A 14,772-nucleotide genomic window follows, 5' to 3' on the forward strand; every position below is an offset into this window, starting at 1 on the left:
GGGCTCTAGACTCAAGCCAACTGCGTGCAGCAGAGCCGCTGCCACGCCCTTCAGGAAGAGGAGGCAGCGGGTGAAACTGGGCATTCCGCGGGAACGCCGGGAGGGCGAGCGGCGCGTGGCCGCCACCCCCGACACCGTCAGGCAGTTGACCGGAATGGGCCTGGACGTCCTGCTCGAAACCGGGGCCGGGACAGCCGCGGGCCACTCCGACCATGACTACCGGCAGGCGGGCGCGGAGATCGTCGCGGAACTGGACCACGGCGCCCTCGACATCCTGGCCCACGTCCGAGCGCTGGACCCGGACACCGCTGCCGCCTTGAAACGGGAAGCGGTGGCTGTGGGGCTCGGGTCGCCGTCGTCCGAACTGCCCACGGTGCAGGCGCTCGCGGACAACGGCGTCACCTCCTTCGCCCTGGAGCTGGTGCCCCGCATTTCCCGGGCCCAGTCCATGGATGCGCTGACCTCGCAGGCGCTGGTGGCCGGCTACCGCTGCGTGCTCGAAGCGGCCATCCGGCTGCCACGGTTCTTCCCGCTGTACATGACCGCCGCCGGGACCATCCCGCCGGCGCGCGTCCTGGTCCTCGGCGCGGGCGTGGCGGGACTGCAGGCCATCGGGACGGCAAAGCGGCTGGGGGCGCGGGTGTTCGCCAACGACATCCGGCCCGCCTCTGCTGACGAGGTGGCTTCCATGGGGGGCACCTTCATCCGGCTGGACCTTGAAACCGCGGAAGCGGCCGGCGGCTACGCGCGGCAGCTGAGCTCCGATGCCGGCACCAGGCAGCGCCAGCTGCTGGCCCCGCACGTCGCCCAATCGGACGTTTTGATCACGACGGCGGCCGTCCCGGGCCGTCCCGCGCCCCTCCTGGTGACCCGCGAGATGGTGCAGGGCATGCGCCCCGGATCGGTCGTCGTCGACCTCGCCGCGGAGTCCGGCGGAAACGTGGAGGGATCCGTGCCCGGCCAGGACATCCCCATCCCCACCGCGGACGGGTCCGGGCAGATTACCCTGGTGGGCCTGAAGGACCCGGCCTCCGCGATGGCGTCCGACGCCTCCCGCCTGTACGCCAAGAACGTGGCCAACCTGCTGGCCCTGATGGTGCGGGACGGCGCGCTGGCCCTGGATTTCGACGACGAAGTGGTGGCCGGAGCCTGCCTGACCCACGACGGCGTGGTGCGGCACCAGCCGACCGCCGCACTGCTGGCCGCCCGGACCGGCGCAGCCGCCACGGCCCGGCAGGACGGAGCACTCTGATGGACGGGACAGCCCTGCTGACCATTACAGTACTGGCAGTGTTCGTCGGCTTCGAGGTGGTGTCCAAGGTCTCCAGCACCCTCCACACGCCGCTGATGTCCGGCGCGAATGCCATCCACGGGATCATCCTGGTGGGTGCCATCATCGTGGCCGGCCAGGCGGCAGACCCGTGGGTCCTGGCGGTGGCACTGCTCGCGGTGGTCCTCGCCACCGCGAACCTGGTGGGCGGGTTCGTGGTGACGGACCGGATGCTGCACATGTTCCATGCGAAAAAGGATGCCGGGCAACCCAAGGGCGGCAGCAAATGAGCATCCTCGATCCCGTCTGGACCGCCCTGCTGTACCTGGCCGCAGCGGTCTTCTTCATCCTGGCGCTGCGCGGACTCAGTTCGCCGCGCACCGCCCGCCGCGGAAACCTGGTGGGCGCCCTGGGTGCCGTGATCGCCGTCGTGACCGTCTTCCTGTCCGCCCGGCTCGAGAACATCCCGTGGATCCTGGGCGCGATCGTGGTGGGCTCCGCCGTCGCCGCTCCCGTGGCGCGGCGGGTCAGGATGACGCAGATGCCGCAGCTGGTGGCCCTGTTCAACGGGGTGGGGGGCGGCGCTGCCGCGCTGGTGGCCCTCCTCGAGCTGGGCCATGCGGGGGAACCGTGGGTCCGCGTGGCCATCGTTTTCACGCTCCTGGTGGGGGCCGTTTCGTTCGCCGGCTCGGGCATCACGTTCGCCAAGCTGCAGGAGCTGATGACCACCCGGCCCGTGGTGTTCTCCGGGCTGCCCGTGGTGATGTCGGTGGTGCTGCTGGCGGCGGTGGCCTCCGGCATCGCCGTCGTCGTTTCCGGGTCGCTGCCCCTTGCGGTCCTGCTGCTGGTCCTGGGCCTGGCCGCGGGCGTCCTGCTGGTCCTGCCCGTGGGCGGCGCGGACGTGCCCATCGTCATCTCGCTGCTCAACGCCTTCACCGGCCTGGCCGTCGCGGCGTCCGGCGTGGTGCTCGGCAACGTCCTGCTGGTGGTGGCCGGCACGCTGGTGGGCGCCTCGGGCACCATCCTCACCCGCGCCATGGCGGCGGCCATGGGCCGGAGCGTCGCGGGCATCCTGTTTGGCGCCTTCCGCGGAGGGTCGACGGCGGGATCCACGGCAGTGAGCGAGCGTCCGGTCCGGTCCTCCTCGCCGGAGGACGTGGCGGTCCTGCTGGGCTACGCCCAGCGCGTGATCATTGTTCCCGGCTACGGCTTGGCCGTGGCGCAGGGGCAGCACACCGCCGCCGAACTGGCGCTGGCCCTGGAAGCCCGGGGCATCCAGGTGGACTTCGCCATCCACCCGGTGGCCGGCCGCATGCCCGGCCACATGAACGTGCTGCTGGCGGAAGCCAACGTTCCCTACGAATCGCTCAAGGAAATGGGCGAGATCAACCCGGAGTTCAAGACCACCGACGTCGCCCTGGTGGTGGGTGCCAATGACGTGGTCAACCCGGCGGCCAAGACATCCTCCGGGTCGCCGATCTACGGGATGCCCATCCTGGAGGTGGCGGAAGCGCGGCAGGTGGTGTTCCTGAAGCGTTCCATGCGCCCGGGGTTCGCCGGCATCGAGAATGAACTCCTGTTCGAGCCGCAGACGTCCCTGCTGTTCGGCGACGCCAAGGAGTCCCTGGCCCAGGTGCTGGGCGCCGTCAAAGCACTGTAGGCGCGGAACTGCAGCCGCTTCGGGTTACTCTTCTCTCAACAGCCTGCTTGCTTTCCACCCCACCAGAGGACGCCATGACTGACACCAGCTCCACTTCGCCCAAACGTGCCGCCATCATTGTCAATCCTGCCAAGCCGGTGGACTTCGACGTGCGCGGCCTGGTGGCCAAGCACTGTGTCGAGAACGGCTGGGGCGAGCCCATCTGGCTGGAGACCACCAAGGAGGACCCCGGCGTCGGGCAGGCAAAGGAAGCCCTGGCTCAAGGGGCGGACCTCGTCATCGCGGCCGGCGGCGACGGTACCGTGCGCTGCGTCGCCGAGGTCCTGGCCGGCGGTGATACGCCCATGGGCCTGCTCCCCCTGGGGACCGGGAACCTGCTGGCACGCAACCTGGGCATGGACGTGACCGATTACGACGGCGCCATGGCCGGCGCCCTGACCGGCGCCGAACGGAAGATCGACGTGGTCCGCGCCAAGCGGAGCGATCCGGACCAGGACCAGCTCTTCCTGGTCATGGCGGGCCTGGGCTACGACGCCACCATCATGGGCGACACCAACGAGGACCTCAAGGACAAGGTGGGGTGGCTGGCCTACGTGGACGCCGGCATCCGGAACCTGCCCGGAAAGCCCGTGAAGGCCACCTTGGCGATTGACGGCAAGACCGTGATGCACCGCGGCGTGCGCAGCGTGATGGTGGGCAACTGCGGCAAGGTCCAGGGCGGCGTGGAGATCTTCCCCGACGCCAAGATCGACGACGGCCTGCTGGACATCGCGGTCCTGGCACCCCACCACGGCAAGCTCGGCTGGCTGTCCGTGCTGGCCGGCATCATCGGCAAGGGCCGGAACCGGGATACGGCGGTGGAGTATTTCCAAGGCAAGACGGTTGAGATCACCCTGGAGCACAAGGACGACTACCAATTGGACGGGGACCACGAGGGTGAGGGCAAGCACGTGCTGATGAGCATCGAGCCCGGAGCCCTGACGCTGCGGATGTAAGCGCCCGGCGGGGCAGGCCGGCTAGGCCAGGAGCCTGCCCCAGCGCGGGTCCAGCAGCGGAGCACCCGCCAGTTTCAGGGCGTGCCAGAGGGTGACCGCCACGGAGTCAAGGACCGGGACGCCGGTGCTCTCCTCGATCTCGGCGGTGATGTTGGCGCCGTAGAGGTTGGTGCACAGGTACACCAGGGCGTCGGGCGCGGCGGCGGCGAGTTCCCGCGATCCCGGCAGCATCTCCGCGTCCGTGACCCTGGCGAACGACTCGTTGTTGCTGAGCCCGAGCGCCCGGTGGTCCACGGTCTTAATGCCTTCGCGCTCGTAGGAGGCGATGACCTGGTGGTTCACATCGCCTGTATACGGCGTGAACAGGCCGATCCGTTCAGTGCCGAAGGCCCGGAACGCCTCAAGGTAGGCCAGCGTGGAGGTGGTGGCCGGGACGCCCGTGGCGCCGGTAATTTCCGCCGCCAGCTCCCGGTCGTGCGCCGAACCCAGCCACGACCCCGAGGTGCCGTTCCAGGCGATGACGTCCACGTCCGCCGTCGCCAGCAGCCGTGCGGCCTCCCGCATGACGGCGGGGTCGAACTGGCGGTTGGCGGAGTCGTCCAGGGCGATCCGGGTGACGGGAATGCGGGTGAAGTGGACCGTGACGTCGCTGCGGCCACCGAGGATCCGGTAGGTCTGCGGCTCCAGGCAGGTGTTGGAGGACGGCACGATCATGCCGATCCGGCGGGGACGTGTGGATGCAGGCATGGGAACTCCTAGAGGGCGGCGGCGGCGTGCGCCGCGCCGGCGGAAAGGGACTGGTGCTCGCGGAAGCCGTTGCGGTTGATGAACCGGCCTGCGGGGCCGGGATCGTGGAAGCCGTCCGCGTCCAGCACCACCCGGCCGTTGGAAACCACGACGGCGGGCCAGCCGGTGAGTGCCTGTCCGTCGAAGGGCGAGAAATCCGTCCCCATGTGCAAGGCGGCGCCATCCACCGTCCGTTCCTCGGCGGGGTCGAAAACCACCAGGTCGGCGTCGAATCCCTCGGCGATGCGGCCTTTGCCGGGGACCGCGTTGATGCGGGCAGGGCCGGCCGCGAAGGCCTCGACGAACTGCTCCACGGAGGCACCGGCGGAGGTCATCGCGGTGAACGTCACCGGCATCCGGGTCTCCACGCCGGGCAGCCCGTGCGGCATGGCGCGCACGTCATCGGTGCGCTCGCGCTTCTGGGACAGGTCGTAGCAGGAGTGGTCGGAGGACATGGTGTGGATGGCCCCGGACGCCAGCCGCTCCTTGAGCGCGGCCACGGTTTCCGGGCTGCGCATGGGCGGGCAGCAGGCGAACCATTCCGGGAAGGCGGACGCGTAGACAGTGTCGTCCAAGGTGACGTAGTGCGGGCAGGTCTCGGAGAACGTCTCCAGTCCCCGGGAGCGGGCTTCGCTCACCAGGTCCACCGCCCCGGGCGTGGATTGATGGACAAAGTACACGGGTGCGCCGGTGTATTCGGCCATGGCCAGGGTTTCCTTCACCGAGATCTCCTCGGCCAGCTCAGGCCGTGTCCGGTGCAGGTGTTCGATCCCAATCCGGCCGTCCTGGGCGTGCTGTTCGGTGCAGTCGGCGATGATGGGATCGTGTTCGGCGTGGATGTAGGCCAGGCCGTCCAGCCGGACCAGCTCCCGCATGACCTTCAGGATGGTGTCCCCGTCAGCCATGGTGGTGCCGCGGTTGGTGGTGTACATCTTCACGGAGCGGACGCCCTCGGCGGCAAGCTGCTCCAGCTGCCAGGGGATGGTTTCGTCCCAGGCGACCACCGCGCCGTGGAGGGCGACGTCGCACCGGGATTCGGTGGCGAGTTCCTTCTTGTGCAGGGCGGCGGCGAGTGGGGTCTCCTGGGCGTCCCGGGGGATGCCGAAGTCGATGATGGTGGTGGTACCGCCCCACAGTGCCGCGGTGGACGTGGTCCGGAAGTCGTCAAGGGTACGGAAGCGTCCGGTGACCTGGGCGACGTGGCAGTGTCCGTCAACGCCGCCGGGGATGACAAGTTTGCCGGCGGCGTCGATGGTGCGGCCGGCGGCGGGGACCGGCTGGTCAACGTCGATGAGGGCGGCGATGCGGCCCTCCTGCACCACGATGTGGGCGGCCTGGCGGCCATGGCTGTTGACGATTGTGGCGTTGGCAATGACGAGTTCTGGCTGGTGGGACATCGGTGTCCTCCTTGTGGGTATGGTGTCTGGCTTTAGGCGGCAGGCTGGGGCGCGCCGGCGTGCTCCTGGCGGGCCGCAAGGGCTGCGTCCAGGCTGCCGGAGAGGCCTTTTCGGTCTTTCGCCGGGGGAGGGGCGAACGCGCCGGCGCGGTGCGATCCGGACTGCAGCCCGGCCACCGCCTCGGCCATGCGGATCCCGGCGGAGATGCCGTCAACCACCGGCACGGGGATCTGCCCCTTGAGGTCGCGGGCGAGTCCTGCCAGCGGGGCGCCGGCGAGGATGACGACGTCGGCGCCGTCCTCCGCCACGGCCTGCCGGCTAAGTGCCAGCAGGGTTTCCTTGAAGTCCTGCTGGACCGAGCCGATGCTGGTGAGGGACTCGTTGATGGAACGGATGGAGGCCAGCCGGCCGGCGAGCCCGAAGCGTTCCACGCACTCGCGGTACCAGGGCTTGATCCGGTCCGAGATGGCGATGATGGAGAAGCGGTGGCCCTGCAGCGCCGCCGCGCAGAGTGCGGCCTCGGTGATGCCGATGACCGGGACGTCCGCCAATTCCTTCAAGGCGGGCATGCCGGGGTCGCCGAAGGCTGCCACCACGATGGCGTCAACCGGGTCCGCGCCGGGGCGGGTGTGCTCGGCGACGATTTCGGCGACGGCCCCGGCGGCGATGAGGGCTTCGAACCGGGTTTCGATGTATTCGACGCCGTGGCCGGCGGTCCGCACCAGCAGTTCGGTGCCAGGGGCTGCGGAGCGGTGCGCCTCGGATTCGATCAGGGCCGTGACGTCGGCGCTGATGTTGGGGTTGATGACCAGGAGTTTCATTTTCTCTTCCGGTGGAATTCTGGTTCGGTTTTCTGGAAGTCCTCGGGGAACTGTTCCCGGTACTTTCCGATGTGGGAGGCGGATTGGGCGGCCGCCCGGTCGGGGTCGCCGCTGGCAATGGCGGCGTAGAGCTCCCGGTGTTCGCGGATCAGTTCGGGCAGGTCGCTGACGTGCCGGAACAGCCAGTGCATCCGGCCCTGCAGGGGTTCCAGGGCCGATTTGAGGAAGTTGTTGTCCGCAATCCCGGTGATGGCGTCGTGGAACTCGCTGTTGGAGCGGTGCGCTTCCATCACCGCGCCTTTGGCAAGGAAAGCCTCTGCGTTGTCCAGCAGCCCCTTAAGGTAGGCCAGGTCTTCAGCGGTGGCGCGGCGCGCGGCGAGCCGGCAGGCCAGCACCTCGAGGGACTGGCGGACATCGAAGAGGTCCTCAACATCCTTGGGGCTGAGGCTGCTGACTTCCGCCCCGCGGGCCCCGCGGTCGCTGATGAGGCCTTCCTGCCGGAGCATGCGGAGGGCTTCGCGGACCGGCAGGCGGGACACGGAGAATTCGGCGGCGAGGTCGCGTTCCACCAGCCGCGTGCCGGGAGCGTAGTGCCCTTCGAAAATGCGGGTGCGGAGGGTGTCCCGGACAGTCTCGCGGAGGGGGCGGTCCTTGTCCTGGGTCTCTTCTGCGGTCAGCATGGTGCTCCATTTTCGATTCTTGTATGGCACTGCTCCCGGCTGCGGGGGCGTGGTTTGCAAGTTTCCCTGCGAGGGCCAGCTTAGACAGGAAGCCGCTTGTTGTAGTTCAGGGTGAGGACCGATGCGCCCATGATCACCGCGGAACCGACAAAGTACAGCAGCGCCCACGTGTAGGAGCCGGTGGCCCCGACGATCAGGCCGACGACGATGGGGGTCACGAAGCCGGAGATGTTGCCACTGAGGTTCATGGCGCCGCCCAGGACCCCGGCGTTGGTGCGTCCGCCGAGGATGGACGGAATGCTCCAGAACAGGCCCACCCAGCGCAGGAAGAACAGGACCACGGAGAGCAGCACGACGGCGGTGGTGGCGTCGGGGACCACGGTGACGCCTACCAGGCCCGCTACGACGATGGCGCTGGAGATGCCCAGGAGGGTGCGCATGACCAGGTTTGCGGAGGCGCCGGAGGCCCGCCATTTGTCGGCGATGGTGCCGCCGATGATTTCTCCGACGAACCCGGCGCCGAAGATCACCAGGGTGGACCAGCCGATGGTTTTCAGGTCGAAGCCCTTGGCTTGGGCCAGGTACAGCGGCCCCCAGGTCAGCAGGCCGTAGAAGACTCCGTTGAATCCGAGCCAGCCCAGGCACATGGCCCAGAAGGAGCGGAACTTCAGGTAGGGGAGGAGGCCGCGTTTGCCCGTGCTGCCGTCCAGGGTGGCTTCGGCGTCCTCGGCGGCGTGCGAGGCTTCGATGTAGGATGCTTCGGCTTCGTTGACGGCACGGTGTTCCCGGGGGTTGTCCCGGACGTACCACCAGACGGCGAGTCCCATGAGGACGGTGGCGGCGCCGGCGATCACGAAGGACCAGCGCCAGCTGCCGGTGGTGGCAATGAGGCCGGCAATGATGATGCCGCCAAGCCCGGCACCCAGGGGTGCGCCGGCGTCCAGGATGGTGGCGCCGCGGCCGCGTTCGGACCGGTGCATCCAGATGGCGTTGAGCTTGCCCCCGGCGGGCATGACGCCGGCCTCGGTCACGCCGATTCCAAGCCGGGCGATGAACATGCTCAGGAAACCGCCGGCCATGCCGGACGCTGCCGTGGCCGCGCCCCAGCCGATGCAGGAGGCGGTCATGACCTTGCGCGGGCCGAACTTGTCGATCAGCCAGCCCACGGGAACCTGCATCAGGGCGTAGGTCCAGAAGAAGGCGGACAGCAGCAGGCCCACCAGTTCGGGGGCGAGGTTGAATTCCTTTTGGATGATGGGCAAGGCCACGGAGATGGAGCCGCGGTCGATGTAGTTGACGGACACGAGGACCAGGAGCAGCAGGAAGAGCCGCCACCGGACGGAGCTGCGCCGTTGCAGTCCGTCCTTTCGGGGCTGGGTGGTTTGGGAGGCGGATTCGGCGGATGGCGCCGTTGTTTCAGTGTTTGGGACGGACACAGCTTCTCCTTCACGGGGAAGTTCACGAATGGGGAGGATTCGATTTTGGGATCCCAATTTGGGATCCCAAAAACAAAGTTAGAAGTGACTCCCGCCACTGTCAAGGGTTTTTTGCCCGACAGCGTTCCGCGGCTCCTCCGAACGGATTGTGACTGGTGCCCGCACGGTCTCGACGACTAGGGGGAGGAACCCGCGGGGCGGTGGGACAGGGTTTCGGCCAGCTCGGCGAGGCGGTGGGCCCGTGCGGATTCGGCCGGAGTGAACGGCTCACCCGGCCGGGAAAAGGTGATGGGCCCCTGCCAGGCCGTGGGGATCTTCAGGCGCGTCCCGTCGTCGGCCGGTGACCCGGCGTCCTGTGGCGGCACGATCTGCGCATGCAGCAGCTCGGCCACCGCCAAGGGGAGTTCGTCCGGCGCGGCAGCGATCCGCGCCGCGAGGCTGAGCGCCTTCGTCTGCCCGTCCGCCATCGCCAGGGACGTGGTGGGCCATACGTGCGGACGGCTGCCGCCGCCGTCGTGCAGGGCTGCCAGCAGCTCGCGCTCGCCCACCTCGCCCGGGACCGCGAGGACGAACTCGTCCAGGACGCCGGCCGGGGCGGGGTGCACGTGCAGGCCCAGGATGTTGGCATCCAGCCGGGCCAGTGCCCGGGTCATCCTTTGCAGCGAACCGGGCTGGTCCGCCAGCAGTGTCCGTGCCCGCCACAGCGACGGGGCCGCCGCCAGCTGGCGGCGGTGCCGCAGTGCCGGCGCATGGAGCCAGCTGCGCAGGATCCTCGCCGCCGACGGTTCGGCCACCCAAATCACCAGGACTGTGGCAGTCAGGGTCAGCACCAGGACCTTGGCCACGTAGGGAAGGTGGGTCTCCACCACCAGGGCGTGGACCAGCAGCTCGATGGGCAGCATTACGGCCACGTTGGCAACGGTGAGCCGCGCCTTGGGCGGCTCGGGCATCCGGCCGCAGACCTCGCAGCTCAGGTCGGCCGCGGGCGTGTTGTGCGGAGGGCGCTTCATGACTCAAGCATCACCGGGTGCTGTTTCCGCCGCGTTGCCTCCTGATTCCATTCATGGGAACGTGCCAGGGGCCTTCCGGGTCCCGCACCGTAGGATTTATCAGGAACGTCAGCGCGGCCGCCCGTCAGAATCCACCCCCAAGGAAGGCGCTGCCCACGTGAAGTTGTTTGCCGAGATGTTCAGCATTGGTCCCGGCAACAAGGACCACCATCCTGCCTTGAGGTGCGCTGTCGGTGTGTTCGTGCCGCTGATTACCTTGGTGCTCCTGGGCCGGCTGGACCTGGCAATCTTCGCGTCCTTCGGGGCGTTCACGGGCATCTACGGCCGCGGCGAGCCGCACGCGGTCCGGTTCGTGCTGCAGTTGCGGGCCGGACTGCTGATGTTGCTGGTGATCTTCCTGGCGGCGCTCGCCGCACGAATGGAATCCGCCTGGGGTCTTGAACGCGCCACCACCACCTGGCTGCTGGTCCTGGCCACCACCCTGGTTGCCGGGGCCTGCTCGGTGGCTATTTCCTGGTTGCGGCTTCGCCCCGCCGGGTCCCTCTTCCACATTTTCGCCTTTGCCGCCATCGCTTCCATTCCCAACCAGCCGCCGCTGTGGCAGGGGATGCTGGTGGCCGTCCTCACCACCGTGTTCGCCCTGCTCATCGGCTTCTCGGCCCGGATCCTTCCCAGCCACCGGACCCCCTGGACCCGGCCGGCCCCGATCCGCCGTACCCCCGCTGAGAAGCGTGCGGCCCGGCTTGAAGGCTTCGGTTACCTGGTGGCCGCCGGACTTGCCGGGTCACTGGCCACATGGGCCGGCAGCCGCCTGGGATTCGGCCACAACTATTGGGCCATGGTGGCGGCGGTGGTGCCCCTGGTGGGCCACTCCACGCGGCACCGGGTCCGCCGGGGCATCCAAAGGATCATCGGCACCGTCCTGGGCCTCGCGGTGCTGGCCGCCGTCCTGCTGCTCGGCCTGCAACCCTGGCAGACCGTGCTCGTCATGGCGCTGTGCCAGTTCGGCGCCGAAATGTTCATCCTCCGCCAGTACCTGCTGGCCCAGGTTTTCGTTACGCCCCTGGCGCTGGTGTCAACGCTGCTGGTGGTCCCGGCGTCGCCAACCCTCTTGCTGCGCGACCGCATCATCGAAACCGTCATCGGTGCCGCCGTCGGCATTGCCGTGGTGCTGGCGCCCGGCGCGTGGCGCCGCCTCAGGCAGCGTTCGACGACGGCCTGACCGCCTTGTGCCTGCCCCTGCACCAGGGGCAGGGGCGGACGGTGACGCGTTACGGACGTTCGGTGGCTGATGCTTCCGGGACCGCTTCTGCCCGGACCGCAGCGATGGCGTGCGGCACCGTCACCAGCGCCACCACGGCAATCGCGGCAGCAGCCGCAAAGACGTAGAAGCCCCAGGGATAGGCGATGTTGGCAGCCACCAGCGTGCCGGTGACGGCAGGGCCCATGATCGCGCCGAGCCGGCCCACGCCGGCGGCGAAGCCGAGGGCTGTAGCACGGAGGGTTGCCGGGAACAGCTGGCTGACCCATGCGTAGACCAGTACCTGTGCGCTGAAGACGAACACGCCGGTGACAAAGACTGCCGCGTTGAGCAGCAGTTCATTCTGGATCTTGACGCTCAGGACAGCCAGGAAAACCGCAGAGAGTCCGAACCACAGCAGCACCACACGCTTGGTGCCGTGCTTGTCGGCCAGGATCCCTGCGATCACCAGGCCCACCACGGCCCCCACGTTGAGGACCAGCAGGAGGACCAGGCCGGTGCTGACGGTGTACCCGGCGCCGGCCATCAGCTGCGGAAGCCAGGTGTTCAGGCCGTAGACCAGGAGCAACCCCATGAAGGACGCCGCGGCGATGGCCAGCGCCACCAGTGGGTAGGGCTTCCGTGCCAGGTCCCGGAAACCGGTGCGGGCTGCGGCCGGTTCGGTTCCTGCCTCAGCCGGGGGAAGGGTTTCGGGGAGCTTGAACCACAGGAAGGGTGCCAGGGCGAAGCCTGCGAGTCCGCCCACGATGAACATCATCCGCCAGTCCGGGATCAGCAGCAGGGCAAGGAAGGCCGTGGCCACAGCGCCGGCGTGGTAGCCGGTCATGGTCCGGGTGGTCGACTTTCCGGCGGTACCTGCCGGGGCGTAGTCGTTCATGTAGGCCAAGGCGGCCGGGAGGCAGGCGCCCAGTCCCAGCCCGGCAAGAAGCCGGAAGGCGCAGAACACCGCCACGTTGGGTGCGAACACCACGGCGATGGTGAAGATCGAAAACCACAGGACGCAGGCCACCAGGAGGCGGCGCCGGCCAAAGCGGTCGGACAGCGGGGCGATGAACAGGGCACCGGCGCCAACCCCCACCAGTGAGATTGTGGCGGCCAAGGTGGCGCCCACCGCGTCGAAGCCAAGGTCATGGGTCTTGATGAGTGTGGGAATGACCGTGCCCAAAACCACCAGGTCAAAACCGTCCAGAACCATGGCCAGCCAGCAAAGCCAGACCGGCCACGTGGAACGGTGCTGGGATGGCGCAAATGACATAGAAATACCTCGGTGTATCTTCCAGGAGTTTTGAGCGGCAGGCTGCTTTGCCGGTCGTGGGTGGGCGGCATTGCCCGCATCCCCAGTGAGGTTTGTATCACTATCGGGTGTAATCTGGGACAACTTTTCCCATTCAATGGAAGCAGGTGGTCACGCTGGCCAACTCCCCGTCCGGCGACTCCGTGGTGGACCGGATCGTGCGGCTGATCTCCGCGTTTCCCCAGGATGTCAATGCCCTCCAGTTGTCTGACCTTGCCGGCCGGGCAGGCCTTCCGCTGACCACCACCCACCGGCTGGTGGGCCAGCTGGCAGGTCACGGACTGCTGGAGACTGCTCCCGGCGGGATGGTGCGGCCTGGACTCCGGCTGTGGGAACTGGTGAACCGTGCCTCGCCGGCGCTGGCGCTCCGGCAGGCAGCCATGCCGTTCATGGAGGACATCCAGCAGGTGCTGAACCAAAACGTGAACCTGGCAGTGCTCGATGGCTGGGAGGCCCTCTTTGTGGAGCGCCTGTCACGGCGCGGCTCGGTGGCCAACCGGGCCCAGGTGGCGGGGAGGATGCCCATCCATATCTCGTCCGCCGGACTGGCACTGATGGCCCACCAGGACAAGGCCATGCAGCAGGAGTACCTGGGCCAGTTCACCGATCCCGAGGGAAGGCTGGCTGCGGCCGACGTGCGGGCGCTGCTGGCCGAGGCCGCCCATCAGGGCTTTGCGCAACTGAAAGGCGTAGTGGATGCGGGCACCTGGGGAATCGCGGTGCCCGTGCTGGACCGCCGGCAGCGGGCCGTAGCCTCACTGGGTGTCGTGGTGCCCCTGCAGGAGATGCGCCTGCAGGCACTGGTTCCGGCCCTGCAAACGGCTGCCCGGGGCATCGCCCGGCAACTTGCCGACGCCTGAGCCATTCAACGGAATTTCTGTAACGCCGGTCACCCGGCTTCCCCCACACTGATGGCAGACAAACGATCCGGTGCCGCCCGTGGCGGGACCCGCAGCGAAGCGAGACGCAGCCATGGCACGAAAAACCATCACCACCCAAGTGGCCATCATGGGAGGCGGTCCGGCAGGGCTGATGCTGTCCCATCTCCTGGCGAAGGCAGGCATCGAGTCAACGGTCATTGAGGTCCGCAGCCACGAGGAGATCGCCCACACCGTCCGCGCCGGAATCCTGGAGCACGGCACTGTGAATCTGCTGGTGGACAGCGGGGTTTCGGACCGTGTGCTGCGCGAGGGCGACCGGCACGATGGCATCGAACTGCGGTTCAACGGCGAGAGCCACCGCGTCGACTTCAAGGACCTCGTGGGCGAGTCCGTCTGGCTCTACCCGCAGACGGACGTCTTCCTCGACCTCGCCGCGCGGAGGAAGGACGACGGCGGCGACGTCCGCTTCAGCGTCACCGACACCTCCGTCCATGACCTGGAAGGCAGCCCGAAGGTCTGGTTTACCGACGCCGAAGGCGTTGAATTCGAGATCCAGGCGGATTTCCTGGTGGGTGCCGACGGCTCCCGCAGCCACTGCCGGTTCCAGATCCCGGAGGCCCACCGCAAGTGGTACTTCCACGAGTACCCGTTCGCATGGTTCGGCATCCTGGCCGAGGCTCCCCGCAGTTCCGACGAACTGATCTACGCCAACTCGGCCAACGGCTTCGCCCTGATCAGCCAGCGTACGGAGACGGTCCAGCGGATGTATTTCCAGTGTGATCCCAAGGAGAACGTGGCGGAGTGGGACGATGACCGGATCTGGGCCGAATTCCGGAGCCGCGTCAACGGGAACGGCTTCGAGCTCAAGGAGGGCCCGGTCATCGAGAAGATGGTCCTTCCGTTCCGCAGCTTCGTCCACACCCCCATGCGCCACGGCAACCTGTTCCTCGCCGGGGATGCCGCACACACTGTGCCGCCCACCGGAGCCAAGGGCCTGAACCTGGCCATCAACGACGTCAAGGTCCTCTTCGAGGGGCTGGACAGCCACTACAACTCCGGATCGGGACACCTGCTGGACACCTACAGCGACCGCGCCCTGGACCGGGTCTGGAAGGCGCAGCAGTTCTCGTACTGGATGACCACCATGCTGCACACCCCCGCGGACGCCGACGACTTCTCCCGGGCCCGCCAGCTTGGCGAACTGAATTCCGTGGTTTCATCGCGGCACGGCATGGCCTACCTTGCCGAGGCGTACACAGGCTGGCCCGGCGCGTCCTAGGG

General features: G+C 68.1%; 14 protein-coding genes. 7 read left to right on the top strand and 7 right to left on the bottom strand.

The genetic code is table 11. The features are described 5' to 3' along the window. Positions 1–70: 70 nt before the first annotated feature. The 4 genes from QRM96_RS07235 to QRM96_RS07250 all read left to right on the top strand — a co-directional run bounded on the left by QRM96_RS07235 (position 71) and on the right by QRM96_RS07250 (position 3,925). Positions 71–1,252 carry a Re/Si-specific NAD(P)(+) transhydrogenase subunit alpha gene (locus QRM96_RS07235; protein WP_285319011.1) on the top strand — a complete coding sequence of 394 codons (1,182 nt, stop codon included), beginning with the start codon at positions 71–73 and terminating at the stop codon, positions 1,250–1,252. Beyond that, entirely contained in the window at positions 1,252–1,560 is a 309-nt protein-coding gene (locus QRM96_RS07240; RefSeq protein WP_285319013.1) for an NAD(P) transhydrogenase subunit alpha part 2, read from the top strand. Before QRM96_RS07235 ends, QRM96_RS07240 begins: the two co-directional genes overlap by 1 nt. Then, positions 1,557–2,930 (top strand): NAD(P)(+) transhydrogenase (Re/Si-specific) subunit beta, encoded by a 1,374-nt coding sequence (locus QRM96_RS07245; protein WP_285319015.1) that lies wholly within the window; start codon positions 1,557–1,559, stop codon positions 2,928–2,930. Before QRM96_RS07240 ends, QRM96_RS07245 begins: the two co-directional genes overlap by 4 nt. 74 nt (positions 2,931–3,004) lie before the next feature. Further along, positions 3,005–3,925 (top strand): diacylglycerol/lipid kinase family protein, encoded by a 921-nt coding sequence (locus QRM96_RS07250; RefSeq protein ID WP_018762917.1) that lies wholly within the window; start codon positions 3,005–3,007, stop codon positions 3,923–3,925. Positions 3,926–3,946: 21 nt separating this feature from the next. Here QRM96_RS07250 and QRM96_RS07255 read toward each other — a convergent pair whose 3' ends face one another. From QRM96_RS07255 to QRM96_RS07280, 6 genes are all read right to left on the bottom strand, one after another. After that, the gene (locus tag QRM96_RS07255; RefSeq protein WP_109044795.1) at positions 3,947–4,672 is read right to left on the bottom strand and encodes a maleate cis-trans isomerase family protein; all 726 of its coding nucleotides are present in this window, start codon (positions 4,670–4,672) and stop codon (positions 3,947–3,949) included. A gap of 8 nt (positions 4,673–4,680) precedes the next feature. Then, a complete protein-coding gene (locus tag QRM96_RS07260) occupies positions 4,681–6,108 on the bottom strand; it encodes an amidohydrolase family protein (RefSeq protein WP_285319017.1) in 1,428 nt (475 codons plus the stop codon). Positions 6,109–6,140: 32 nt separating this feature from the next. Beyond that, positions 6,141–6,929 carry an aspartate/glutamate racemase family protein gene (locus QRM96_RS07265; RefSeq protein WP_285319019.1) on the bottom strand — a complete coding sequence of 263 codons (789 nt, stop codon included), beginning with the start codon at positions 6,927–6,929 and terminating at the stop codon, positions 6,141–6,143. Next, a complete protein-coding gene (locus QRM96_RS07270) occupies positions 6,926–7,609 on the bottom strand; it encodes a GntR family transcriptional regulator (RefSeq protein ID WP_109044792.1) in 684 nt (227 codons plus the stop codon). Before QRM96_RS07270 ends, QRM96_RS07265 begins: the two co-directional genes overlap by 4 nt. Positions 7,610–7,689: 80 nt before the next feature. Then, on the bottom strand, positions 7,690–9,045 hold the full coding sequence (locus tag QRM96_RS07275; RefSeq protein ID WP_018762922.1) for an MFS transporter: 1,356 nt from the start codon (positions 9,043–9,045) through the stop codon (positions 7,690–7,692). Positions 9,046–9,221: 176 nt separating this feature from the next. Then, positions 9,222–10,055, bottom strand: a complete 834-nt coding sequence (locus tag QRM96_RS07280) for an ACT domain-containing protein (protein WP_109044791.1) — start codon at positions 10,053–10,055, stop codon at positions 9,222–9,224. Positions 10,056–10,212: 157 nt separating this feature from the next. Between QRM96_RS07280 and QRM96_RS07285 the strand changes: the two genes are divergently transcribed. Beyond that, the gene (locus tag QRM96_RS07285) at positions 10,213–11,277 is read left to right on the top strand and encodes an FUSC family protein (RefSeq protein ID WP_133832365.1); all 1,065 of its coding nucleotides are present in this window, start codon (positions 10,213–10,215) and stop codon (positions 11,275–11,277) included. A gap of 49 nt (positions 11,278–11,326) precedes the next feature. Here the strand turns inward: QRM96_RS07285 and QRM96_RS07290 are convergent, their stop codons facing one another. Next, positions 11,327–12,571, bottom strand: a complete 1,245-nt coding sequence (locus QRM96_RS07290) for an MFS transporter (protein ID WP_240617706.1) — start codon at positions 12,569–12,571, stop codon at positions 11,327–11,329. A gap of 155 nt (positions 12,572–12,726) precedes the next feature. Between QRM96_RS07290 and QRM96_RS07295 the strand changes: the two genes are divergently transcribed. Both QRM96_RS07295 and QRM96_RS07300 read left to right on the top strand, forming a co-directional pair. Continuing rightward, positions 12,727–13,470: an IclR family transcriptional regulator gene (locus QRM96_RS07295; protein ID WP_109044861.1), complete on the top strand. Its 744-nt coding sequence runs from the start codon at positions 12,727–12,729 to the stop codon at positions 13,468–13,470. Positions 13,471–13,582: 112 nt separating this feature from the next. Next, positions 13,583–14,770 (top strand): 4-hydroxybenzoate 3-monooxygenase, encoded by a 1,188-nt coding sequence (locus QRM96_RS07300; protein WP_109044789.1) that lies wholly within the window; start codon positions 13,583–13,585, stop codon positions 14,768–14,770. Positions 14,771–14,772 lie beyond the last annotated feature (2 nt).

The sequence above is a fragment of the Pseudarthrobacter sp. lyk4-40-TYG-27 genome, from assembly GCF_030209295.1.
In the GTDB taxonomy this organism is placed as follows: Bacteria; Actinomycetota; Actinomycetes; order Actinomycetales; family Micrococcaceae; genus Arthrobacter.